Source organism: Pseudomonas sp. DWP3-1-2, assembly GCF_049896285.1.
Classification (GTDB): Bacteria; Pseudomonadota; Gammaproteobacteria; order Pseudomonadales; family Pseudomonadaceae; genus Aquipseudomonas.
This window is the reverse complement of sequence record NZ_JAFCTZ010000001.1, coordinates 962,083-986,453: the sequence shown is the minus strand read 5'-3', so window position 1 is coordinate 986,453 and position 24,371 is coordinate 962,083. Positions and strand designations below refer to the sequence as shown.

At 59.0% G+C, this 24,371-nt stretch carries 19 protein-coding genes and 1 pseudogene; 8 read left to right on the top strand and 12 right to left on the bottom strand.

Annotated features, from left to right (window positions below):
• Positions 1 to 55 precede the first annotated feature (55 nt).
• From ACP7B0_RS04590 to ACP7B0_RS04570, 5 genes are all read right to left on the bottom strand, one after another.
• Positions 56 to 874 (bottom strand): formate/nitrite transporter family protein, encoded by an 819-nt coding sequence (locus tag ACP7B0_RS04590; protein ID WP_426139730.1) that lies wholly within the window; start codon positions 872 to 874, stop codon positions 56 to 58.
• A 338-nt stretch (positions 875 to 1,212) separates the two neighbouring features.
• Complete coding sequence (locus ACP7B0_RS04585; RefSeq protein ID WP_426139728.1) at positions 1,213 to 2,559, bottom strand: cation:proton antiporter; 1,347 nt, start codon at positions 2,557 to 2,559, stop codon at positions 1,213 to 1,215.
• Positions 2,560 to 2,663: 104 nt separating this feature from the next.
• Positions 2,664 to 3,605, bottom strand: coding sequence for a CDF family Co(II)/Ni(II) efflux transporter DmeF (dmeF, locus tag ACP7B0_RS04580; protein WP_426139726.1), 942 nt, complete (start codon positions 3,603 to 3,605; stop codon positions 2,664 to 2,666).
• An 11-nt stretch (positions 3,606 to 3,616) separates the two neighbouring features.
• Positions 3,617 to 3,892: a metal/formaldehyde-sensitive transcriptional repressor gene (locus ACP7B0_RS04575; RefSeq protein ID WP_426139724.1), complete on the bottom strand. Its 276-nt coding sequence runs from the start codon at positions 3,890 to 3,892 to the stop codon at positions 3,617 to 3,619.
• Positions 3,893 to 4,060: 168 nt separating this feature from the next.
• Entirely contained in the window at positions 4,061 to 5,113 is a 1,053-nt protein-coding gene (locus tag ACP7B0_RS04570; RefSeq protein WP_426139722.1) for an ABC transporter substrate-binding protein, read from the bottom strand.
• A gap of 732 nt (positions 5,114 to 5,845) precedes the next feature.
• Between ACP7B0_RS04570 and ACP7B0_RS04565 the strand changes: the two are divergent.
• A pseudogene (locus ACP7B0_RS04565) lies at positions 5,846 to 7,117 on the top strand (methyl-accepting chemotaxis protein); the annotation flags it as partial.
• Positions 7,118 to 7,161: 44 nt separating this feature from the next.
• On the opposite strand, the gene qhpR reads toward ACP7B0_RS04565, so the two are convergent.
• Positions 7,162 to 8,217, bottom strand: a complete 1,056-nt coding sequence (qhpR, locus tag ACP7B0_RS04560; RefSeq protein WP_426139720.1) for an AraC-like transcriptional regulator QhpR — start codon at positions 8,215 to 8,217, stop codon at positions 7,162 to 7,164.
• 448 nt (positions 8,218 to 8,665) lie between these two features.
• Between qhpR and eat the strand changes: the two genes are divergently transcribed.
• The 3 genes from eat to eutC are packed head-to-tail and all read left to right on the top strand — an operon-like array spanning position 8,666 to position 12,285.
• On the top strand, positions 8,666 to 10,021 hold the full coding sequence (eat, locus tag ACP7B0_RS04555) for an ethanolamine permease (RefSeq protein ID WP_426139718.1): 1,356 nt from the start codon (positions 8,666 to 8,668) through the stop codon (positions 10,019 to 10,021).
• A gap of 16 nt (positions 10,022 to 10,037) precedes the next feature.
• A complete protein-coding gene (locus ACP7B0_RS04550) occupies positions 10,038 to 11,429 on the top strand; it encodes an ethanolamine ammonia-lyase subunit EutB (RefSeq protein ID WP_426139716.1) in 1,392 nt (463 codons plus the stop codon).
• Positions 11,430 to 11,463: 34 nt separating this feature from the next.
• Positions 11,464 to 12,285, top strand: coding sequence for an ethanolamine ammonia-lyase subunit EutC (gene eutC / locus ACP7B0_RS04545; protein ID WP_426139714.1), 822 nt, complete (start codon positions 11,464 to 11,466; stop codon positions 12,283 to 12,285).
• A 35-nt stretch (positions 12,286 to 12,320) separates the two neighbouring features.
• Here the strand turns inward: eutC and ACP7B0_RS04540 are convergent, their stop codons facing one another.
• From ACP7B0_RS04540 to ACP7B0_RS04525, 4 genes are all read right to left on the bottom strand, one after another.
• A complete protein-coding gene (locus ACP7B0_RS04540) occupies positions 12,321 to 13,244 on the bottom strand; it encodes a chemotaxis protein CheV (protein WP_426139712.1) in 924 nt (307 codons plus the stop codon).
• A gap of 57 nt (positions 13,245 to 13,301) precedes the next feature.
• Complete coding sequence (locus ACP7B0_RS04535) at positions 13,302 to 14,534, bottom strand: HD-GYP domain-containing protein (RefSeq protein WP_426139710.1); 1,233 nt, start codon at positions 14,532 to 14,534, stop codon at positions 13,302 to 13,304.
• 83 nt (positions 14,535 to 14,617) lie between these two features.
• Positions 14,618 to 16,240 carry a methyl-accepting chemotaxis protein gene (locus ACP7B0_RS04530; RefSeq protein WP_426139709.1) on the bottom strand — a complete coding sequence of 541 codons (1,623 nt, stop codon included), beginning with the start codon at positions 16,238 to 16,240 and terminating at the stop codon, positions 14,618 to 14,620.
• A 345-nt stretch (positions 16,241 to 16,585) separates the two neighbouring features.
• Positions 16,586 to 17,542 (bottom strand): class I SAM-dependent methyltransferase, encoded by a 957-nt coding sequence (locus tag ACP7B0_RS04525; RefSeq protein ID WP_426139708.1) that lies wholly within the window; start codon positions 17,540 to 17,542, stop codon positions 16,586 to 16,588.
• 143 nt (positions 17,543 to 17,685) lie between these two features.
• On the opposite strand from ACP7B0_RS04525, the gene selD reads away from it, so the two are divergent.
• Together selD and mnmH are read left to right on the top strand one after the other, a co-directional pair.
• Positions 17,686 to 18,720, top strand: coding sequence for a selenide, water dikinase SelD (gene selD / locus ACP7B0_RS04520; RefSeq protein ID WP_426139707.1), 1,035 nt, complete (start codon positions 17,686 to 17,688; stop codon positions 18,718 to 18,720).
• Complete coding sequence (gene mnmH / locus ACP7B0_RS04515; protein WP_426139706.1) at positions 18,720 to 19,826, top strand: tRNA 2-selenouridine(34) synthase MnmH; 1,107 nt, start codon at positions 18,720 to 18,722, stop codon at positions 19,824 to 19,826. Before selD ends, mnmH begins: the two co-directional genes overlap by 1 nt.
• 18 nt (positions 19,827 to 19,844) lie before the next feature.
• Here the strand turns inward: mnmH and ACP7B0_RS04510 are convergent, their stop codons facing one another.
• Positions 19,845 to 20,900: a permease gene (locus tag ACP7B0_RS04510; RefSeq protein ID WP_426139705.1), complete on the bottom strand. Its 1,056-nt coding sequence runs from the start codon at positions 20,898 to 20,900 to the stop codon at positions 19,845 to 19,847.
• Between the two features lie 102 nt (positions 20,901 to 21,002).
• Positions 21,003 to 22,043: a phosphate ABC transporter substrate-binding protein PstS gene (gene pstS / locus ACP7B0_RS04505; protein ID WP_426139704.1), complete on the bottom strand. Its 1,041-nt coding sequence runs from the start codon at positions 22,041 to 22,043 to the stop codon at positions 21,003 to 21,005.
• A gap of 296 nt (positions 22,044 to 22,339) precedes the next feature.
• On the opposite strand from pstS, the gene ACP7B0_RS04500 reads away from it, so the two are divergent.
• On the top strand, positions 22,340 to 24,217 hold the full coding sequence (locus ACP7B0_RS04500; protein WP_426139703.1) for a pyruvate kinase: 1,878 nt from the start codon (positions 22,340 to 22,342) through the stop codon (positions 24,215 to 24,217).
• A complete protein-coding gene (locus ACP7B0_RS04495) occupies positions 24,214 to 24,366 on the top strand; it encodes a hypothetical protein (RefSeq protein WP_426139702.1) in 153 nt (50 codons plus the stop codon). Before ACP7B0_RS04500 ends, ACP7B0_RS04495 begins: the two co-directional genes overlap by 4 nt.
• The last annotated feature ends 5 nt before the right edge of the window (positions 24,367 to 24,371 follow it).

Sequence of the window (24,371 nt, the reverse complement as noted above, 5' to 3'; positions counted from 1 at the left end):
ATCACTCGGGCTGCCGACGGGGCAGCTTTTGGAACCGGGCTGCTTGGCGGCAAGTTCATATCTTCTGCGCGGTCACTGACGAGTCTGCCCCCGGCTCGACCACCCTAGCGGCCGAAGGCGAGTACGACACATAGTAAGCCAGACCGACGAAGACCGCGCCACCCACAGCATTACCCAGAAACACAGCCACAAAGTTTTCCAGGAACTGTGTCCAGCTTAGCGCGTCGGCAAAGATCGCCGCCGGGATCAGGAACATATTGGCAACCACGTGCTGAAAGCCGATAGCAACGAAGGCCATCACCGGAAACCACATGCCGAGGATCTTGCCGGCCACGTCTTTGCTGGCATAAGACAACCATACCGCCAGGCACACCAGCCAGTTGCAACCGATACCGGAAATAAATGCCTGACCAAAGTCAGCCTGGGTTTTGGCCGTGGCTACCGCGATGGTCTTGGCCAGGTAGGGGCCTTCAGTCAAGCCCAGCAGGTGTCCGAAAAAATACGCTACAAACAGCGCGCCCAGCAGATTGGCAAGGGTCACCAGCAGCCAGTTGCGGGTGACTGCGGAAAGTCTGATGCGCCCGGCGAACATGGCCATGGGCAGGCTCATCATATTGCCGGTCAGTAATTCGCCGCCGGCCAGGATCACCAGAATCAGGCCAATGGGGAATACCGCAGCCCCCAGCAAATTGCCGAACGATGCCCATTGCGCGGGGATCATCGTGCTGACGTGAATATCCAGCAGAAAGCCCAGGGAAATGAAGGCCCCGGCCAGGAAACCGAGGATCAACACCGAAAGCATCGGCAAGTGAGCTTTTTTCACACCGGCTTCAACGGTCAGTTCGGCAATCTGTTGTGGCGTATTTACGGACATGGCGATGGGCTCAGGCAAGGGACCAGCAGCAGGCGCGTCAGCGTGCGACGAGGCCTCTGTCAGGCACCGATTGATTTTGGGTGTAGAGTCCGGTCTTGAGGCTCGCCTTGTGGTTGACCAAGACGGCATGTCCCTGAAGGTGTGGCAGGCTGCATCAAAGAAACGTTCAGCGCCGGGGGGCAAGGCATAGGGCGCAGGATCAGTTCGTCGACTGAATTAGTAAGCAAGCTAACTGAGTCGAATTGCCGCAGTCCAATCGCTTGTTCCGATGGGGTCATCGACTGGATCTATGGGGCAGTGTTTACAGGCGTGGTCAGCGCTTTTGGCGCTCGAAATGACTAAAGCCTCTTGGCCGCCGAACGGCGTTCATAGCGTTCAAGCAGCGGCTGAATGCTGATGCCGTGTAACAGAATGCTCAGCGCGACCACCGACAGCGTCAGGCTGATGCTCAACCGCGCGATGTCTTCGGGCAGGCCATGAGTGAGGGCGTAACACAGGTAATACAGGCTGCCGATCCCCCGGATGCCAAACCAGCCCACCAGTGCCTTTTGCCCAGGATTGAGCAAGCGCTTGCTGACCAGCAGCCAGACCGCCGCAGGCCGGATAATACAAAACAGCGCCAGTCCCAGGCCCACGGCGCGCCAGTCCCAGTAAAGGGCCAACGAAGCGCCCAGCAACGTGATCAACAGCACTTCCATGGATCGCTCCACCAGACTGGAAAATGCCAGCATGTCGCCCATCATGACGCCGGCAGCCATTTGTGAATCGCTGAGTTCATGGGCTTCGGCCACGGTGGCCTTGTCCATTGGGCCGGTCATGTGGCCGATCACTGGTTGCGCCAGATGCTCTGAAGGCACTTCTGACTGCGTGGTTCGAGCTTCGGCCTGGCGTAATCCCAGGCCTGCGGCAAACACCGCGAGAAAACCATAGGTTTGCAGCCCTTCGGCGAGCACGTACGTCAGCGCAATCAGCGCCAGGGCGAGATAGTCATTGGGCGAGGTGGTGCTGTCCGCGTTCCTGATGCGCAGGTAGATCATTAAGTGGCCGACGGCGCGGCCCAGCCAGTAACCCAGCCCCAGCGCTGCCGGCACCGCCCAGATCAGATCCCAGATCGCCCAGGTTTGCAGCCAGTCTCCATCAAGACCTTCATTGCTGATGAACATCAGGGCAAAGATCACGAAGGGAAACGCGGTGCCGTCGTTCAGGCCGGCTTCCCCGGACAGACCGAAGCGCACCCGGTCCAGATCCTGGGCGTCGTTGACCTGAACCATCCCGGCCAGCACCGGATCGGTAGGGGACAGAATGGCCCCCAGCAACAGCGAAATGCCCCAGGACAAGCCGAAAAGATAATGGGCGACCAGACAGGTTCCGGCTATCGACGCCAGCATCACGGGGCCCGCCAGCCAGTAGGCCGAATGCCAGGCTTTACCGTTCAACGGCAGGCGCAACTTGATGCCGGTGCTGAACAGGGAGAACAGCACGGCCACCTCGGTCAAGCGCTCCATCCAGCCAGACGCCTGCCGAAAATCCAGATCCAGCAATTCCAGGCCTATTGGCCCGATAGCCAAGCCAAACGCCAGGCACACCGCAGACGTCGTGACAGGCATCCAGCGCAGGTATGAGGAAGTCAGCGCCAACAGCATCAACAGGGTGCCCAATACTGCCATGCAAACAATAAAACTCATCCGTCTCCGACTCTCGCAACAGGGCTCCCGAGCGGGGAGCGATACCGTTGTGACTGTCATGGGACTGGATAGTTGAAACAGTTTCCTCAGCGGCGTCACCGCCTTCAGGCGACCCGGTATTCCACCGTCAGATGCGCGAGTTCATGCACCGGCTTAAGACGTTCGCGAATCACCTGGGCGTTGACCGACGGGAGGCCAAGCACGCTGACGATGGCGGCCCGCGCTTGCGGGCCGATGCGCCAGACATGCAAATCGGTGATTCGGGCATCCTGAAACTGCCCGAAGATATCGCGAATTTCTTCGGCGACGAGTTCATCGGTCTTGTCCAGCAGGATGCCGGATGTCTGGCGCATCAATTGCCACGCCCAGCGGGCGATGACCAAGGCACCCACAATGCCCATCACCGGATCGAGCCACACCCAGCCCAGATAGCGCCCGGCCAGCAGGGCGGCGATGGCGAGGATGGAGGTCAAGGCATCCGCGAGCACATGAACATACGCTGAGCGCAAATTATTATCGCCGTGATCCTGGCCGTGACTGTGCCCATGGTCATGCTCGTGGTTATGCCCGTGATGAGCGTGGCTGTGTCCACCGGAGAGCAGCAATGCGCTGATGACGTTGACGATCAGGCCAACCACAGCGATCCATGTGGCAGTACCAAACGCCACGGCTGTGGGTTCAAACAGTCGCATAAGTGATTCAACACCGATGCCCAGTGACACCAGCCCGAGAATCAGCGCCGAAGCAAATCCCCCCAGGTCGCCGACCTTGCCGGTGCCGAAGCTGTACCGCGAGTTGTTCGCATGGCGCTTGGCAAAGGCATAGGCGGTCGCCGCAATACCCAACGCACCGGCGTGAGTGGCCATGTGGAAACCATCGGCGAGCAGGGCCATGGAGCCGGTGAAATAGCCGGCGGCAATTTCTCCGATCATCATCACGACCGTCAGCGCCACGACCCACAGCGTGCGCCGGGCATTCTGGTCGTGTGATTCGCCGAGAAAAACGTGGTCGTGGGTAAAACGATCAGGGTTCAAAGACGCGGTCATGGCAGGCGCTCCTATTTCGAATAGCGGCGGATGGCCGTGAGCAATTCTTCTACGCCCTGGGCGCGCTCAGCGTCGCTCAATCCGGGATTGGCCACATGTTCATGGGCATGGGCTTCAATGATCTGTTCCATCAAGCCATTCATTGCGCCCCGTGTCGCGGCCACCAGATGCAGCGTCTTCGCACAGTCGTCATGGGCTTCCAGGGCCCGCTCAATCGCCTGGACCTGGCCTGCGATGCGTCTTACGCGCTTGAGCAGATCGTCATTGTCGACACTCAGATGCGACATAGCATACCCCCCTTACCTATAGGGGGCGGATGGTGTCAGGTTTGTGGAGGGGAGGCAATGGAAAGCGTTTAGACGCTGGAGGGAGACGTCTGAGGTCTGATTGAGCAAGATTGTTGATGCGCCGCGACCGCGCCGCCTCAGGGAAACGGCACGCTCATCCGGCAAAGACTAGCGCTCTACACTGCGGTTCCACCGGGCATTCCACTCTGGGCGCAGCTTGTTGACCTGGTCCCAGTCAATGGTCACGGCCGTTTCAAGGTACGTGTTCATCGCCTCCACCTGACTGCGAGTCTTGTCGGTGGTGGGGGTTTTCGGGTTCGACGGGATCTGATCACCGAATTCCAGCGCCGGAGCCTGAGCTTCCGGTGACAGCAGGTAGGCGACGAGTTTTTGCGCCAACTCCGGTTGGTCATTGTTGGCGATGGCGCATTGCGCCACGTTGAGGACCACGCCGCCTTCTTTGGGCGACGCGTACTCCACCGGCACGCCTTTGAGTTTCAGCGCCGTGACCTGGGTCGGCGTCAGCGGGAACAGTGCCGCTTTGCCAGTTTGCACCCTCTCGGCAATCTTCGCCGAACTGGCGATGTATTCCAGGACGTTGGGGTCGATGGTTTTTGGCCACGCTTGGAAGCCAGGCTCGACGTCGGTTTCACTGCCGCCCTGAATACGGTTGAACATCAGGAAGGCATGCAGACCGAATGTGGACGAAGCCACGGACTGGAAGACGACCTTATCCTTGAAGCGCTTGTCCGCCAGGTCCATCCACGAGGTCGGCGCGCTCCAGCCGTTTTCCGCGAACATCCTGGTGTTATAGGCCAGACCCGTAACGCCGAGGCTCACCGCCGCCGCTTCGTCCTTGATTTTCGCCTTGTCGGGCAGGTCGGCCAGCGCCGCACTGGGTTGCAGCTTGTCGCACAGCCCCATGGAGATGGCGCGGTACATGATCCCGTCATCGAGGAAGATCACGTGCATCTGCGGGTTGTCCTTGCTGGCCTGGACCTTGGCCAGAATGTCCGATGAGGTGCCCGGCACGATCATCACTTTGACGTGATTGGCCTTCTCGAAAGCAGGCAACACATGATCAGCGTACAGGCGCTCCATGGTGCCGCCGTTCATGGCCAGATACAGCGTCGGCTCGGCATGGGCCGGGGCTGACGAGAGCAGGGCGGCGATGGGCAGGCACGACAAGCCGGAGATGGCGAAACGTTTGACGCTCTTCATAGACGCGACCTTCCTCTGTGCCATGGATGACGTTAGTCGGGATGGGCTGTATAGCAATTGAAACAGATTGTTGAAATCGTTATCTTTTTCGCTAGGGCCAGTCATGGGCAGAGTCCGGGGCTGGCCATTGATCAGCCAGGCTTCAGATGACCGATCCGGGACACCTTGGCCAGCCGTGCGGCATGCTGAATGTCAGCCCGTTGCAGCCATTCGGGCTACGAGCCGGTTTTGACCGACCTGCGGCGCTCAAGAACAACCACGCCCGGCCGATGCTCGGGGGGTAGGTCATGTTGTGAGGCTTGTGTTCGTAACGGCAGTACAAGGAAGTAGACCCTGTTTGATTCACGCCTGCCATGGATCCGTTTCCTTCCCGAGGTACTCGTTATGTCCAAATCCCTGAGGCTGCAGATTCTCGGCCTGCTTGGCGGCAGCCTGATTCTGGTGCTTTTGATCGCCCTGGCCTGTTTTCACTTTCTTTCCAGCAATGTGCAGGCCTATCGCGGTTTGCTCGAAGGGCCGCTGCGCGCTTCCCAATTGGTCGATCAGGCCAACCTGCAATTCAAGATTCAGGTCCAGGAATGGAAGAACGTTTTGTTGCGAGGCAAAACGCCGGCAGATCTTGATAAGTACTGGTCCCAGTTCGAGGCGCAGGAGCGTCAGGTTCAGGAGTCACTGAATCAACTGGCGGCTTTGCACGGCACGGATCAATCCTTGAACACTCAAGTTCAGAAATTGCGCAACGAGCATCAACAGCTCGGTGCCGCCTATCGTAAAGGCCGCGATGCGTTTGTAGCGGCAGGTGGCGATGCACAGGTCGGGGACCTTGCCGTCAAAGGCATGGATCGCGAAGCCAGCGAGCAGATGAGTCAGTTGGTGACGCAATTGCGCACACTGAGCACCGAGCAGTCGCTGATGATCAGCGAGGAGGCGGATCGCACCATTTTGGCAGGCGCGTTGATCATGCTGTTTTCTGCCATTGCGGTGGGCCTGCTGGCCTTGTGGATGGTCAATCGCAACCTGATCACGCCGATCCGCATGCTCATTGACTACGTGTCGCAACTCAGTGAAGGCAAATTTGCTCAGCGGGTCGACATCACTCGTCAGGATGAGCTGGGCCGCCTGGCGATTGCCGCCAATATCCTGCGTGATTTTCTGGCCGACACGTTTACCCGGCTCAAGCGCAGCACCTCGGATCTCGACACTGCGGGCAGCGAGCTCAATTCCATTGCCGCGCTGATGGCCCAGGGCACTCATGACCAATTCGAACGCACGGATCAGGTAGCGACGGCCATGACTGAAATGTCCGCCACTGCCCAGGAAGTCGCCCGCCATGCGGCGCAGGCTGCACAGGCCGCCGATGAGGCTGACCATCATGCTCAGGCAGGGGGCAAGGCCATGCAGGCGACCATGGCGACTATCGTTTCCATGCGCAACGAGATTGGTAATACCGCCAGCGTGATTCATCGTCTGGAAACCGACAGCGGCCGAATCGGCAAAGTCCTGGAGGTGATTCGCGGCATTGCCGAACAGACCAACCTGCTGGCGCTCAACGCGGCCATTGAGGCTGCCCGTGCCGGGGAAGCCGGACGCGGGTTTGCCGTGGTCGCCGATGAGGTCAGAACCCTGGCGCAGCGCACTGCGGCGTCCACCGCCGAGATCAACCAGATCATCAATTCCGTGCAGACCGGTGCCATCGATGCGGTGCAGGCCATTCAGGGCGGGCAGGCGCGCAGTGAAGAAAGCGTCGAGCAAGTGACCAGTGCCGGTGCAACTCTGGAGCGCATCACCTCGGCGGTCGAGGCTATTCGGGACATGAATCGCCAGATTGCTACTGCCGCTGAAGAGCAGACGTCAGTGGCTGAGGACATTTCCCGCAACCTGACGGAGATCACGACCATCGCCAGCACCAACCAGAACAACGTCAAGCGCACGCAAGCGGCCAGCCAGGATTTGCACGGGCTTTCTGTCGGCTTGAACGATGTGATTTCGCGACTGGGTGCCTAAGGCGAGCAGGGCGATGACAACGTTGGCGCAGGGGGCTGCCCGTCTCAGCTATCTGCCGCACTGCGCCATTGTTTCGGGCTGATGCCGAACCAGCGTTTGAACGCTCTGGAGAATGCACTGGTTTCCGAGTAGCCCAGCGCGGTGGCGAGTTGGGTAACACTGAGGCGCTGTTGTTTCAGGTGGGTCATGGCCGATTGCTGGCGGATCTGGTCCACCAGTTGCGTGAAGCTCATACGGTGTTCACGCAACCTGCGTTGCAGCGTCCAGCCTGACAAACCCAGGGTCTGGGCGATGTCTTCCAGCACAGGTTCTCCCAGATGCAGGGTGGCCGCGATGGCTTGTCGTGCCTGATCCAGCAGGCTCACTTCATGGGCGCTTTCGCCCAACTGGCGGATGGCATCCTTGATCAGCATCAACAGCATCGGGTCGCTGCCGGGCATGGTCCTGGCGGCGAGGTCGTGCTTGGGGATCAGCAACGTGTTGCAAGCCTGTCCGAAACGAATGTCGGTCTGGAATGCTTCCCGGTGTTCTTGCCAGTTTTCGGGCTGTGCATGCTCGAAGGTGACTTCCCGCGGTGCCCAGTCTCGGCCCAGCACATGGCGCACCAGATTGGTGGCCATGCCCATGGTGAGTTCGGCGTCCTGACGGCGTTCGTTGATAGCGCCGTGGCGCACCTGATAGTCAAAGCGATAGCACTCACCTTGATCCACCAACTGGATCAGCGTGCTGTGCTGATGAAACGGAAACGCCTTGGCGAAGTTGATCAACGCCTCTTCCAGCGTCGCCGAACACAGGCCAATGTAGCCGAGCAGGCCAAGTGCCTGGGGTTGAAATTGTTGACCGTAGTGCAGGCCAAAGTTGTCACAGGCGGTTTGTCGAGCGGCTTCTTCCAGCACCTTGCAATAGTTGGGCAACGGCAGGCTCAAGGTCGGGTGCAGCAATTGCTCAGGGTCGATGCCCGCGCGGCCGAAGACCTGATCCAGATCACCGCCATGCTGAACAATGAACCCGTCCAGGCCGTTGGCGGCTGCCGAGAGGACACCACAATTGCTGGCACTTTGCGCATTTAACGGTGCGGGTGAAAGCAGTGGCTGGAGCATAGGGATGAAGGGCCGTCAGGATGTGTATGAATGTTATTCAAGCAATTGTCATACCTTGTTACGGGTTTGAGGGTTATTGGAAGTCTCCTGAAGTGAAGTTCGGCGCTTGCCTGCGAGGTTGATCGAGCGGCTGCTGTCGTCTCCCCGCCGAATCCACTCCGGGTTGTAAGGCCAGGCTGAACGGGATTTGCTACCCAACCACTCAGTTGCGGCTCAGACGTGAACCCGTGCTGGGTAGCCCGGTGGCAGGTTCGATAGCGCGCAGGTGTGAACTGATTTGAGGCATGGCGTGCCTTTCGTGCGCCGGGTCGTGGCACTCGCCCCATGGCTTGCAAAAACTTGACCTCAGAGGACAAAACCGGTTTTCCCGGGTCAAGCCTTGGCCCGGTGCGACTGGCTATTCTCGATCGCAGACAAATACCGTCGCTGACTTCCGGGGTTTACGACCATGACCGTTTCGCAACTCAAACCAACATTGGGCACCCTGCATTTGTGGGGGCTGGCCGTAGGGCTGGTGATTTCCGGCGAATACTTCGGCTGGAGTTACGGCTGGGGCACGGCAGGCACATTGGGCTTTCTGGTGACCACGCTGATGGTGGCGGTGATGTACACCTGCTTCATTTTCAGCTTCACCGAACTGACCACGGCCATACCCCATGCGGGCGGCCCGTTCGCCTACAGCCTGCGTGCCTTTGGTGTTACCGGCGGGACCATCGCCGGGCTGGCTACCCTGATCGAGTTTGTGTTCGCACCACCGGCCATCGCCATGGCCATCGGCGCGTACCTGAACGTGCAGTACCCCTCGCTGGACCCGAAGTGGGCGGCCATCGGAGCCTATTTCGTGTTCATGACGCTGAACATTCTGGGTGTCAGCATTGCCGCGACGTTCGAATTGGTCGTTACGGTGCTGGCGGTCGCTGAGTTGCTGGTGTTCATGGGCGTGGTGGCACCGGCGTTCAGTTTCAGTAACTTTGCCTTGGGGGGCTGGGCCGGTTCCGATACCTTCAGCCTGCCGGCGATCAGCGGCATGTTTGCCGCCATCCCGTTTGCCATCTGGTTTTTCCTCGCCATTGAAGGCGCGGCGATGGCTGCCGAAGAGGCGAAAGACCCGAAGAAGACGATTCCGCGAGCGTACGTCGCAGGCATCCTGACGCTGGTTGTGCTGGCTGTCGGCGTGATGATCTTTGCCGGGGGTGTTGGTGACTGGCGCACGCTGGCCAACATCAATGATCCGCTTCCTCAGGCCATGAAAGCGGTGGTGGGCGATAACTCGAACTGGATGCATATGCTGGTGTGGATCGGGCTGTTCGGTCTGGTGGCCAGTTTCCACGGCATCATTCTGGGTTACTCGCGTCAGTTCTTCGCCTTGGCCCGTGCGGGTTTCCTGCCCTCGGGTCTGGCCAAACTGTCGCGCTTCCATACCCCGCACCGGGCCATTCTTGCCGGTGGCGTGGTGGGCATTGCCGCGATACTCAGTGACGGCCTGGTCAACCTGCAAGGCATGAGCCTGACTGCAGCGATGATCACCATGTCGGTATTCGGTGCCATCGTGATGTACATCGTGAGTATGCTCAGCCTGTTCAAACTGCGTCGCAGCGAGCCGAACCTGGAGCGTAGCTTCCGTGCGCCGGGCTATCCGGTGGTGCCGGCCATAGCCCTGATTCTGGCGGTGGTGTGCCTGGTGGCGATGGTTTGGTTTAACCTGATCATCGGCTGCATCTTTCTGGGCCTGATGCTGGTGGGCGCGCTGTTCTGCAAAGTCGTGCGGGGTCGTGGCGCAGCACAGGCGCTGGCCAGTCAATAAAACAGAGGACGACACAATGAGCTTCTCCCACAGCATCGGTGCGATGGTCTGGCGCTTTGACAGCCTGCGGGAGTTGCTGGCCAAAGCCAGTCCTGCGCGCTCCGGGGACTTCCTCGCCGAAATCGCCGCCACCAGTGACGCAGAGCGTGCAGCCGCGCAGATGACGCTGGCGGACGTGCCCCTCAAGCGTTTTCTGAGCGAGGCGGTGATTCCGTACGAACAGGATGAGGTCACGCGGCTGATCATGGACAGCCATGATGCGTCGGCCTTTTTCCCGGTCAGTCATTTGACCGTGGGCGGTTTTCGCGACTGGCTGTTGGGAGACGACGCCACCGAGGACAGCCTCAAGGCCCTGGCCCCGGGGCTGACGCCGGAGATGGTGGCCGCCGTGTCGAAGATCATGCGGGTTCAGGATCTGGTGCTGGTGGCGCAGAAAATCCGCGTCGTCACGCGCTTTCGCAATACCGTCGGGTTGCGGGGGCGGATGTCGACCCGGCTGCAACCCAATCACCCTACCGACGATCCTGCCGGTATCGCCGCCAGTGTTCTGGACGGACTGCTGTACGGCAACGGCGACGCCATGATTGGCATCAACCCGGCCACCGATAGCGTGAGCGCCATCAGTGAGCTGCTGAAAATGCTGGATGGGGTGATTCGTCACTATGAAATCCCGACCCAGTCCTGCGTCCTGACCCACGTCACCTCATCCATCGCGGCCATCGAAAAAGGCGTGCCTCTGGATTTGGTGTTCCAGTCCATTGCCGGCACCGAAGCCGCCAACAGCAGTTTTGGCATCAATCTGCAGATTTTGCGTGAAGGTCATGAAGCGGGCTTGAGCCTGAACCGAGGCACCCGTGGCAATAACCTGATGTATTTCGAGACCGGGCAGGGCAGTGCGCTGTCCGCCAATGCCCATCACGGTGTGGACCAGCAGACCTGTGAAACCCGCGCCTACGCCGTGGCCCGGCATTTCAACCCGTTTCTGGTCAACACCGTGGTGGGCTTTATCGGCCCCGAGTACCTGTACAACGGTAAACAGATTATTCGCGCTGGCCTTGAGGATCACTTCTGCGGCAAGCTTTTGGGTGTGCCCATGGGCTGCGACATCTGTTACACCAACCATGCCGAAGCCGACCAGGACGACATGGACGTATTGCTGACGTTGCTGGGCGTTGCGGGGATCAACTTCATCATGGGGATTCCCGGTTCCGACGACATCATGCTCAACTACCAGACCACCTCGTTTCACGATGCGTTATATGCGCGTAAAACCCTTGGCCTGCGACCTGCGCCGGAGTTCGAGGAGTGGTTGACTCGCATGGACATCCTGCGCCAGGACGATGGCGGGGTGCGATTGGGGCAAGGTGTGCCGCCGCTCTTCAGGCAGGCATTGGCAAAGCTGACATAACGCCTCCAGGCACGGGCTCAACTGAGGGACAACCATGAGCGATGATCCAAAAAAACCAGCTCAGGCTGACGCCTGGAACCGGTTGCGTTCCCTGACGTCGGCCCGCATTGCCTTGGGTCATGCGGGCACCAGCCTGCCCACTGCGGCCCAGCTGGATTTCCAGTTCGCCCACGCTCAGGCGCGAGACGCGGTTCATCTGCCGTTCGATCATGCCGCGCTGACCGCGCAGCAGCAGTCCCGTGGGCGCGAAGTGCTGACATTGCACAGCTCCGCAGCCGATCGCAACGTGTACCTGCAACGGCCTGATCTGGGGCGGCGCTTGTCTGCGGAGTCGGTAGAGCAACTGCGCGCTCACGCCCAACACCGGCCGCAAGGCTACGATCTGGCATTGGTGGTGGCCGACGGTTTGTCGGCGTTGGCGGTTCATCGACACAGCGCAGCCATGCTCGAACGCATCGACGAACTGGCCACCGCCCAAGGCTGGAGCCTGTCACCGGTGGTGCTGGTGGCGCAGGGCAGGGTGGCGGTGGCCGACGAAGTCGGTGAATTGCTCAATGCCCGGATGGTGGTCATTCTGATTGGCGAACGACCGGGGCTGAGTTCGCCGGACAGCCTGGGCCTTTATTTCACCTATGCGCCTCGGGTGGGCCTCAACGATGCTGCGCGAAACTGCATATCCAATGTGCGGCTCGAAGGCATGAGCTACCCGATGGCGGCGCACAAGTTGCTGTACCTGATGCGCGAAGCGTGGCGGCGGCAGTTATCCGGGGTCAACCTCAAGGACGATGCACAGGTGCAGACCCTTGAGGCCGATGCTCCGGTGAGCAAAGGCAATTTTTTGCTTGGTTCTGATTGATACCGGAACACCGCCTCTGGGCTACATGGTCAGAATCAGGCGGCTTTGATGCGATCAATCACCCTGTTGGCCAGTTCATCGGGGCGAAACTTGGCCAGAAAGTCGTCGGCACCGACCTTCTTGATCATTGCCTGGTTGAACACACCTGACAGTGAGGTGTGAAGCACGATATGCAGGTTTCGCATGCGTGGATCATTGCGTATCTCGGCCGTCAGGGTGTAGCCGTCCATTTCCGGCATTTCGATGTCGGAAATCATCATCAGGAATTCTTCTTCCGGGTTTTTGCCTTCATCGAGCATCGCTTGCAGGTAGGTGAGCGCCTGCCGGCCATCGTTGAGTGCCACCACTTCGACGCCCACAGTCTCCAGGCAGCGAGTGACCTGTTTGCGGGCGACCGACGAGTCATCCACGGTCAGAACGCGCAGCGCCTTGGCCTTATGGTGCACGTGGTCTTCGATGACCCCGCTGGAGATGGCTTCCGAGACCGGCGACACCTGTGCCAGCACTTTTTCAACATCAATGATTTCCACCAGCTTGTCGTTGACCCGAGTAACGGCGGTCAGATAGTTGTTATCGCCGCTGCCTTTTGGCGGCGAGTGAATATCTTCCCAGTTCAGGTTAACGATGTGCTCAACCGAATAGACCAGAAAACCCTGAGTCTTGGTGTTGTATTCGGTAATGATCACGAAGGCCGTACTCATGTCGGCAATGCCCGGCAATCCGGTGGCCATGGCCAGGTCAAGAATCGGAATGGACACGCCACGGATGTTCGCCACGCCACATACATTGGGATTGGAACCCGGTATCAGGGACAGGTGAGGGCATTTCAATACCTCGCGAACCTTGAACACATTGATCCCGTACAACTGGTGATTGTTAAAGCGAAACAGCAGCAACTCCAGACGGTTTTGGCCGACCAACTGAGTGCGACTGTTGACTGCATCCATGACTCCAGCCATAGCAACCTCTGTGTTATTGAATGATTGAGCGACGCCGGACAGCGCGCCGGTTAACGGCTAGGCAAAGAGCGATTTATGACCTGCGGCCAGGCCCGACCACAGCTCATCGACATTCTTGAATCCCAGGTTCTCCGCGCATTCGCGGCTGACGATCCGGTCTTCATCCACCTGCGTTGCGAGGTTAACAACAGTGGGCTCAATTGAGTTATGAGCCGTCACGGAATAAAAAACCATGACTTTGGGTGTCAACAACGAGTGTTCATGTTGTTCCGTGACGACCCCGATACGGCCGCTCCGGAGTCGAACCAAAGCGCCCACCGGGTAAATCCCTATGCATTTCACGAAAGCCTGGAAAATCTTTTCGTCAAAGTGTCCCCTCCATTCCGCCATACGATGGATGGCGTCTGCCGGGCCCCACGCCGATTTATAAGGTCGATCCGACGTTACGGCGTCATACACATCGCAGACTGCGCCCATTCTTGCGAACAGGCTGATTTGCGAACCCATCAGTTTGTGCGGATAACCCGTGCCGTCCACTTTCTCGTGATGATGCAGGCAAACGTCCAATACCCGCGGGGTGAAATGGCGACTGGAGACCAGCATCTTTGACCCCGCTTCAGGGTGACCACGCATGGTTTCGAACTCGGTCTCACTGAGCGTACCAGGCTTGTTGAGTATCGCCACCGGCACGGCGGCTTTGCCGACATCGTGCATCAGTCCGGCGACTCCCGCTTCATGGACCAGGCTGGCGGGCAGCTTCAACTGACGAGCCAGGGCGATCATCAGCGCGCAAACGGCGACCGAATGCATGTACGTGTATTCGTCGGAGGTTTTCAATCGCACCAGACTGATCAACGCATCCGGGTGGCGCATCAGGGACGCGGAGATTTCGGTGACCAGTTCGGTCACCTGCTCCATTTCAGCGATGCGGCCCATCCGCAGATCGTTGAACATGTTTTCCATGACCGCCTTGGAGCGGGTGCACAGTTGGACCGCCCGCGTCACTTCCTGATTGAGTGCAGCACGTGAGGCCACTTGCCTGTTGGTCAGTGAACGCAGATTGTCGGGAAGATCAGATTCAGCGGATTCAGGACAGGGGGTATCAATATCAATGCCTCGGCAGACGTTGATCCAGAGTTCCGCCACCTTGGCATCGAAAATACGCTGCAGATCCTGTTCATGTTGAAGCAGGAAACCATTTTTCCAAAGTGGCTGATCAATACCAGGGCCACAGAACTCATGTATGAACATCCCCATGCGCAATTCGGACACGGCGATATGTTTTAGCATAATAACCACCCCTTATTATTGTAATGGGTTCGTTACCGCCCCATCGATTTGTCTGCCGGGGAATGAATGTGCGTGGCCAATAATCAAACCGAAAACCGGGCCACCAGCCGATTCAAATCAACCGCCAGTTGCGACAGTTCGTGACTGGCACTGGACGTCTGACTGGCGGCGGAGGAGCTCTGCACGGACAGGTCTCGAATACTGACCAGATTTTGATCCACCGAGCGTGCTACCTGAGCCTGTTCTTCAGAAGCGGTGGCGATCATCATGTTCCGCTCGTTAATGTCGGAAATCGCAGCGGTGATCTGCTTGATGGCGGCTCCGGCCTCATGGGCAAGCATCAGCGTAGAGCCTGCTTCGGCGCTGCTTTGATGCATGGATTGCACGGCCCTGGAGGAGTCTTTCTGAATGCTCTGGATCATCTGCTCGATTTCCTGAGTCGACGACTGTGTGCGATGGGCCAGTGCCCTGACCTCATCTGCCACCACCGCGAAGCCTCGGCCTTGCTCGCCCGCCCGTGCAGCTTCGATGGCCGCGTTGAGTGCCAGCAGGTTGGTTTGTTCGGCAATTGACCGGATCACGTCCAGCACCTTGGCAATACTCTGAGCCTGATTGGCCAAACCTTCGACTTCGATGCCGGTCTGTGTGACCGTTGCGCTGAGTTTCTCAAGGGACTCAATGGTCTGTCCAACGCGCTCCTGGCCGGTTTGGGCGGAACGCTCCGAAGCCTGGGTCGATTGCGAGGCCGACACCGCATTGCGGGCGACTTCCTCGACAGCGGCGGTCATTTCATTGACCGCGGTTGCCGCTTGCTCGGTTTCCATGGTCTGACGCTGAATGCCGTCATTGGATTGCCGGGTGATCGAACTCATTTCCTCGGCAGCAGAAGCCAATTGTCCCGACGAATCCGAAATATGCTCGATGGTGCCTTTGAGGCTGGAGAGCATCGACGCGGTTGCACGTTGCAAGTCGGTCAACTCGTCCGCACCGTCGATTACAACAGTGCTGCGTAAATCGCCCTCTGCTATTTTTTGCGTGCTGCTCAGTAATGCCACAATGGGTCGGCTGATACTGCGAGTAAAGGCGATAGCCACAACAATCGTTACGATGACGGCAATAGCGCTGAGGCCGATGATGAACATGACCCCATCGTTGAAACTGGTGTCAGCGTTCTTGCCTGACAGCTTCGCGCCTTGTTCGTTAATGGCGATCAAGGCTTCGACAGAACTTTGCAACGCAACAGCCTGTGGTTTGGTGGTGTCCTGGATGAATACTGCCATTTCCTGATAGGAGCGGGTTTTGCTCAACTCCATGAGTTCGTCAATCTTCACTTGGTACGCGGATACGTTTGTGGCCAGGGTGTTGAATAATGCTTGTTCCTCGGCGCTGGAAACGAGGGGGCGATAGGCCTCGACCGCTTGAGTGAGCGCGGTTCTGAGCAGGCCAATTTTCTTCATCGAAGCTTCGCCCTGCCTTTGGTCATCCATGACAAAACGCCTGGCGTCCAGCCGGTAGAACAGGGCCTTGGCCTCAATGGTGCTGGCGGCACGCACGCTGGGCAGCCAGTTGGTCTGCAGTTGGTCAGCCGAGTTATGGACGCGACTCAGTTCGTAAAGCACCGTACCTGCCAGTGTGATCAGCAACAGACAAATGGCACCGAAGCTAAAGAGCGCTCTGGAGGTGAGTCTTAGATTTCTTATTATCATGAGATATTCCTTGAGTGGCGATCGCGAGCTGAGCGTTGCTGTCTCGTTATGATTAATGGCGATTGGCTATTATCTTAAGCGCTCCGCTTTAAAAAAAATACAACTGTCAGGCATTACTTTTGTCGAATTATTCCAAGTTATTTTTATGTGCGGGGCGATGGACGCGAACGCAGTGACCCTTTCCTTGCCATCGACTGACAGCAAGAAAACTTTAATGGGAAGGGGTGATCAAGTTGCTGAGCTTGCTAATTAATAATGTTGTTAAGCTTGCTAAGTGTCCAACTTGAATTGGATCCTGTTTTATAAAATATGCGCACCCTAAAGTTATGGGCCGCTCATTGAATGTTAATCAATGTCATCCAGCGTTGAATGTTTGAATACCAGCGCTTTAAGTCCTCCTTCAATCTGCGAATCGGGAAACTCAGGCGGATTTTCCAGGCGTTGTTCAAAGTGCAGGCCGGGCGCCTCGATGGCGGTGTGGTGGATGAGGAAGTCAGACCCCAGGCTTGGGTCGTTCATGCAGGCCAGCAATTGCCCGTTGGGCACCAGAAGCTCCGGCATGCGGCGCAGAACTTTCTGGTAGTCCCTGTCCAGCAGAAAGCTGCCGCGCTGAAAAGAGGGCGGATCAATGATGATCAAGTCGTAAGGGCCGGATCGTTTGACCTTGCCCCAGGATTTGAACAACTCGTGCCCGAGAAAGCTCACGCGACTCAAGTCGTGGCCATTGAGTCGATGATTGTCGCGTCCGCGACTCAGGGCGGCCTTGGCCATGTCCAGATTGACCACGTGTTCGGCGCCACCCGCAATGGCGGCCACCGAGAAGCCACAGGTATAGGCGAACAGGTTCAACACACGCTTGCCTTGGGCCTGGGCACGCACCCAGTCCCGGCCATAGCGCATGTCCAGGAATAATCCGCAGTTCTGTTTCTTGCCCAGGTCGACCTTGAAGCGCAGGCCGTTTTCGCTGATCAGCCATTCATCGACCTTGTCCCCGGTTAGCCATTGAGTCGGGCTTTGCGGCAGATAGCGATATTGCAGCAGCAGGGTGTGGGCCCGGCTGCGCTGCCATTGAGGGCTGTGGGGCAATTCGTTGAGCAACTGCGTCAGCGACTCCAGCTCCGCTGGCGCAGGTTCACGGAACAGCGATACCAGCAACACGCCTTGCAGCCAGTCGGCAGTCAGGTGTTCCAGCCCCGGCCACATGCGCCCACGGCCATGGAACAGACGCCGCGTTTCATCAGGCGCTGTGTCCAGCGCGGCGAGCAGGTGTTGCCTCAGGGTGACGAGTGCTTCGGGGGTCATGGGCGTGGGATCAGTGTGCAAAAACGCGACATGTTAAACGTTCCGCGCCGGTGGTGCGCGGGTTTGGGCATCGTTTGTCGGGGACGTCCGGTTGGTCCGTGGCCTCTGTTAAGATTGCCGGCTTGATCTTGAGAGGTGCATGTATGAGCGAGCCCATCCGTCTGACCCAGTACAGCCACGGCGCAGGTTGCGGCTGCAAGATCTCCCCTCAGGTTCTGGAGGTGATCCTGGCGGGCAGTGGCGCGCAAAACCTGGACCCCAAACTGTGGGTGGGCAATACGTCTCGGGACGATGCAGCGGTCTACGCCATTGATGACGAGCGCGGCGTGGTCTCCACCACGGACTTCTTCATGCCCATCGTCGACGACCCTTACGATTTCGGCCGCATCGCCGCCACCAACGCTATCAGCGACATCTATGCCATGGGCGGCGACCCGTTGATGGCCATTGCTATTCTTGGCTGGCCCGTCAATCTGCTGGCCCCGGAAATTGCCCGGGAAGTGATTCGTGGCGGGCGTGCCATGTGTGATGCTGCCGGCATTCCACTCGCTGGCGGGCATTCGATTGATGCCCCGGAGCCCATCTTCGGCCTGGCGGTAACGGGCCTGGTGGAAAAACGCTACATGAAGCGCAACGACACCGCGACTGAAGGCTGCAAGCTGTTCCTGACCAAACCCTTGGGGATTGGCATTCTGACCACCGCCGAGAAAAAAGGCCTGTTGCGCATCGAAGACCAGGGTGTGGCGCGGGACATGATGTGCACCCTCAACAAGCCCGGCAGCCGATTCGGCAAGCTTGAAGGCGTCACGGCCATGACCGATGTCACCGGCTTTGGGCTGCTCGGCCATCTGGTGGAAATGGCGGACGGCAGCCAGTTGACCGCACGCCTGCATTACGCCGCCGTACCGCGCCTGCCCAGTGTTGACTTCTACCTTGAGCAAGGCTGCGTACCCGGCGGCACGCTGCGTAACTTCGACAGTTATGGCGAGCGCATCACCACCTTGAGCGATGCCCAGAAGCTGCTCTTGTGCGACCCGCAAACCAGTGGCGGCCTGCTGGTGGCGGTGCAACCTCAAGCCCAGGCATCGTTTCTGGCGCTGGCCGAGGAGCTGGGCCTTGAACTGGCCGTGATCGGCGAGTTCATCTCGCGACAGCGTCACGCGGTCGAGGTGGTTTGATGCGCGACAACTGCACCGACCTGCGTGACCTGTTCCTTGACGATGTTCCCCTTATGGATGTTCGCGCCCCGGTTGAGTTTGAAAAAGGTGCCTTTCCACAGAGCCTCAATCTGCCGTTGATGAACGATCTGGAGCGCGAACAGGTCGGCACCTGTTACAAACAAAAAGGCCAGCAGGCTGCCATCGAGCTGGGCCATCGTCTGGTCTGCGGGCAGACCAAGCAAGCGCGCATCGATGCTTGGAGCGCATTTGCGCGTTCGCATCCGACGGGCTTCCTGTATTGCTTTCGGGGCGGCCTGCGTTCACAGCTCACGCAGCGATGGCTCAAGGACGAAGCCGGCATCGAGTATCCGCGGGTCATCGGTGGCTACAAGGCGTTGCGCACCTATCTGATCAACGTGACCGATGTCGCCGTGGCCGAATGCGATTTTGTCCTGATTGGCGGTCTGACCGGATCGGGCAAGACCCAGGTGCTGACCCGCCTCGGCAATGCGCTGGACCTGGAAGGGCATGCCAATCATCGCGGGTCGAGCTTCGGCAAACACGCCACTCCCCAACCGGCGCAGATCAGCTTCGAGAATGCTCTGGCGGTCGACATCCTTAAAAAGCGTGCGGCTGGCGCGACTCAGTTCGTGCTGGAAGACGAAGGCCGCGTGGTGGGCAGTCGAGCCATTCCCCTGGGTCTGTTCCGGGGCATGCAGCAATACCCGCTGGTGTGGCTTGAAGAGCGTTTTGAGCTGCGGGTCGAGCGGATTCTTACCGATTATGTGGTTGATCTGTGTGCCGAGTTCATTCAGGTGCATGGCGTGGAGCAGGGCTTCAGCGTGTTTGCCGCGCGTTTGCGGGAAAGCCTGGCCAGTATCGTCAAGCGCCTGGGCGGCGAACGCTACCAGCGTCTGGCGGCCATCATGGACCGCGCCCTGATCGAGCAGGAAAAATCCGGGACAGTGGATGAGCATCGCGGCTGGATTGCCGGGCTATTGGGGGAATACTACGACCCGATGTACGCTTTCCAGCGCGACAGCAAAGGTGCGCGTATCGAGTTCGCGGGCGATCACGGCGCGGTGTTGCAGTACTTGCAAGGGCGCCGGGATCGGGCTGCCTGAAAACCCGGGTAGCAGCGGTTACAGCAACACTATCGCCAGCAACCCGCTGATCACGCCGACCAGCATGGTCAGCAGAGCGACCGTCACCAGCACCCGGGTGTCGAAGGATTTACGCAGCATCAGCAACGACGGCAGGCTCACGCTGGGCAGGGTCATCAGCAGGGCGACCGCCGGACCGGTGCCCAGGCCCAGGGTCATCATGGTCTGCACAATCGGAATCTCCGCGGCAGTGGGAATCACGAACAGCGTGCCGACGAAGGCCAGTATCACCAGCCAGACCCAACTGTTGCCGATGGAGACGTCGATGTGCGGAAACAGCCACACCCGCGCCGCGCCCAGTATCAGTACGGCCAGCACGTAGATCGGGATGGTGCTCCAGAACAGCTGCCAGAGTGTGCGTCCCCAGCGGCTGAAAAAGGCTTGGTGCTCGACTTCATTGGCGTCTTCTGCCGCTTGCAACGCTTGCGCGGGAACCGCTTCGGGGCGCGAGATCCGTTGGGCGATCAATGAAACACCCACCACCAGGATCAACCCGGCCACCAGCCGCAACGCCGAGAACTCCCAGCCCAGCACAAACCCCATGAACACCAGCGTTGCGGGGTTGAGCACGGGATTGGCGATCCAGAAGGCCAGGGCGGCGCCGACCGATACTTGCTGTCGGCGCATACTGGCTGCCACGGGCGCTGCGCAACAGCTGCACATCATGCCGGGCAGGCCGAACAGCCCGCCGCGCAAGGTTGAACCCAGCCCGGCGCGGCCAAACAGGCGCAGCAACCAGTCCCGAGGAATCAGCACCTGCAGCAGGGAGCCCAGGATCACGGCCAGTACTGCTGCTTTCCAGATCGCCAGGAAATACACCTTCGCATAGGCCAGCGCAGCCGCAATCGGCGATGTCAGCTGATCGTTGATGATCGATGCGCCAATACTGTGGCTGTCAGCTGCGATAAAGGATTTCAGGTAATAGGGCGACCACTTGACGTAGTAAAGCCCGATGACCGCAACGGCCAGAAACAGAAGGGGTTTCCACCAGAACGACCAACCGCGGGTTTGAGGGGTCGTGGACAGACTGGGCATCGAGCGGGTTCCGGGCTTTGAGAATGATGGCGCATCATAACTCAGCTCCGCGATGAGAACCGGCTCGACCGCATCAACGGGCCGAGCCAGCGGTGCAGTGGGTTACGGCGTGACCAGATTGGCTGTCCAATAGGCTTCGATCTGCTTGACCAACGAATCAGGCAGCGGTGCGTAATCCAGTTGGGTGGCTTGCGGCTGGCCTTCTTCCAGAACCCATTTAAAGAAATCCCGCGCGGCGAGGCCACGAGCAGCATTGGCAGCCTGCTTAGGCATGACGATAAACGTGGTGGCGGTGATCGGGTAAGCGTTCTCGCCCTCGGCATCGACCATCAGCAGGTTGAAATCCTTTGCCTGGGCCCAGTCAGCCGCAACTGCCGCGGCCTGGAAACTGGCCAGATTGGGTGTCACGTAATTGCCCGCCTTGTTTTGCACCAGACCGTAATTGAGCTTGTACTGCTTGCTGTAGGAATATTCGATGTAGCTGATGGAGTTGGGCACTTTTTTCACGTAGTTGGCGATGCCCTCGCTGCCTTGAGCCCCGAGCCCCACCGGCCACTTCGTCGATGCGCCGTCACCGAGTTTCTCTTTCCATTGCGGGCTGACTCTGGACAGGTAGTTCACCCAGTTGTAAGTGGTGCCGGAGCTGTCCGAGCGGTAAATCACGGTGATGGCTTTTTTCGGCAGCACAGCGGTCGGATTCAGCGCGACGATGGCCGGGTCGTTCCACTGAGTGATCTTGCCCATGAAAATATCGGCAAGCAGTGCACCGGTGAACTTCAGTGAGCCGGGTGCAACGGATGTCAGGTTCATCACTGGAACAATGCCGCCCGATACCAGCGGAAACTGGATCATGCCCGATTGCGCGAGGTCTTCGGACTTGAGTGGCTTGTCACTGGCCCCGAAGTCGACTTCAGCGGCTTTGACCTTGGCGATCCCGGCACCTGAGCCCACGGACTGATAGTTGACGCGTGTGCCGCTCTTGCGGTTGTACTCGTCCGCCCATTTGGAAAGCACCGGAAAGACAAACGTAGACCCTGCGCCGACGACCTCATCGGCCGCCTGGGCGCTGCCCCCAAGGCCTACCCCGAGACTGAGTGCCAGTCCCACGAAAACGGTGGTTATTGTTTTCGAAAACACATACATGCGCAGACTCCGAACTCACAATTGAGGGCAGTAATTTGGGCCTACTTAAACCATAGATTGGTGGCGGTTTGATTACAGGCAGTCACTTCGCACGTAACGGGCCGTAGCGGAGCAGCCGTCGGTCCGACCGGGCGATGGATTCTGCACTTCAAACGTGCGGGGTAAGAATACGGTCACATTCAGGCACTAACGTCATGTTCTGCGTCACGTCGACGAGTCGGTCCGCGGTTAGCTGACGCGTGGTGATGCGCCGGTCTGCGTTTTCCTGGCTTTCTCATTCGCCCCGAGTGCTTGCCATGACAGTCATAGAACCCGAATTCAATGTACTGGATGATCGCAAGATCCAGGCAGCCCTGCGACGCCTCTGTTTTTTGCGGGTCAAGATGGAAGCGGCCGCCCGGGCCCCCATCGAAACCATGCACCTGCACCCCAGCTACATTGAAAGCGCCCGCAATCTGCTGAGCTACCTGGCGCTGCGCCGCCACGACATTCGTCCCTTGCAGCACCAATTGGTCGAGCTGGGGCTTTCGTCTCTGGGGCGCTGTGAGGCCAACGCGCTGGCGTCAGTGGACCGAGTCATTGAAGTGCTGCAACGTCTCGCGCCGGATTCGGTTCCGTCCGGCGAAAGCGGAGCCGTGCTCGGGGAGGTGGGTGAGCGATTGCTCGTTGCCCATGCCGATGCCTTGTTCGGCGGGCAGGGGCCGGAACGCGGTGTACGCATCATGGTGACCATGCCCAGCGAGGCCGCAACCGATCCCCAACTGATGCGTGACTTGCTGGAAGCCGGGATGGATTGTCAGCGAATCAACTGCGCCCACGACGATCAGGCAACCTGGCTGGCGATGATCGAGAACGCCCGCAGCGCGGCCGATAAACTCGGTAAAACCTGTCAGGTCATGATGGATCTGGCCGGCCCCAAATTGCGCACCGGCCAGATCCAGCCGGGCCCGGCTGTGCTCAGAATCCGCCCGACCAAGGACCTGTTCGGGCGCACGACCACACCCGCCAGGGTCTGGCTGAGTTCAGCAGGCGATGCCCACCCCGAATCAGCATTCGTCTTGCGACTACCGGGCAAATGGCTGGCACAGTTGGTGGCCGGTGATGAGTTGGTGTTCGATGATGCCCGTGATTCCAGGCGTACCCTGCAGGTCATCGACGTGGAGGAGGAGGGCTGCTGGGTTGAGCTACACAAGACAGCCTATGTGATACCCGGCATAACGCTCAGCCTTAAAAAATCCAAAGGTCGCAAAAAATCCGCACGGGTGATCAGCGTGCCGGTGCAAGAGCAAAGCATTCCCCTGCAGGAAGGCGACATCTTGATGCTGACCTCTGATCTGGACAGCGGCCATCCCGCCGTTTTCGATGCGGAGGGCAAAGTACTGACCCCGGCCAGCATAGGCTGCACCTTGCCGGGGGTATTCCAGGACGTGCGCCCCGGCGAGCCCATCTGGTTCGACGACGGCAAGATCGGCGGCAAGATCCAGTCCATCCACGATGACGCGCTTTACATACGAATTACCCATGCCCCGGGCGGTGTGAAGCTCAAGAGCGACAAGGGCATCAACCTTCCGGAAAGCGACCTCAAGCTCGATGCATTGTCCCAGGACGACATCGACGCCTTGGAGTTCGCCTGCCAACATGCGGACGTGGTCGAGATGTCATTCGTGAACAGCCCGGAGGACGTCAAATCATTGTTCGCCCACTTGCAGCGTCTCAATGCCGAACATCTGGGCGTGGTGCTCAAGATTGAAACCCGCCAGGGCTTCGAAAACCTCGCCGCGCTGTTGATGGCCGGAATGCACAGCCCGCGTCTGGGCGTCATGATCGCGCGGGGTGATCTGGCGGTTGAAAATGGATTCGAAAGGACCGCAGAACTGCAGGAAGAAATCCTGTGCATCTGCGAGGCCGCGCATGTGCCGGTGATCTGGGCAACCCAGGTCCTCGAAACCCTGGCCAAGACGGGCGCCGCGACCCGGGCGGAAATCACCGACGCCGCCATGGGTGTTCGCGCCGAGTGCGTCATGCTTAACAAAGGCCCGCACATCCTCGACGCCATGAGCACGCTGAACGACCTGCTGTTGCGCATGCAGGCCCACCGCAGCAAAAAACGCGATCTGTTGCGCAAGTTACGAATCGCCGATCAAGCCGGACACATCAAGAGGACTACAGCATGACAATGCAAATCGAAAAAGCCGCCTACGGCAGTGATTGGCTGGTGGTGATCAACGACTATGAAGTGACGTTCCGCAGCATGGAGGACGCCCTGGCTTTCGCCCATCGACTCAAGGAAAGACTCGACGCGCCCCATGTATTGCCGGCCTGAGTCCT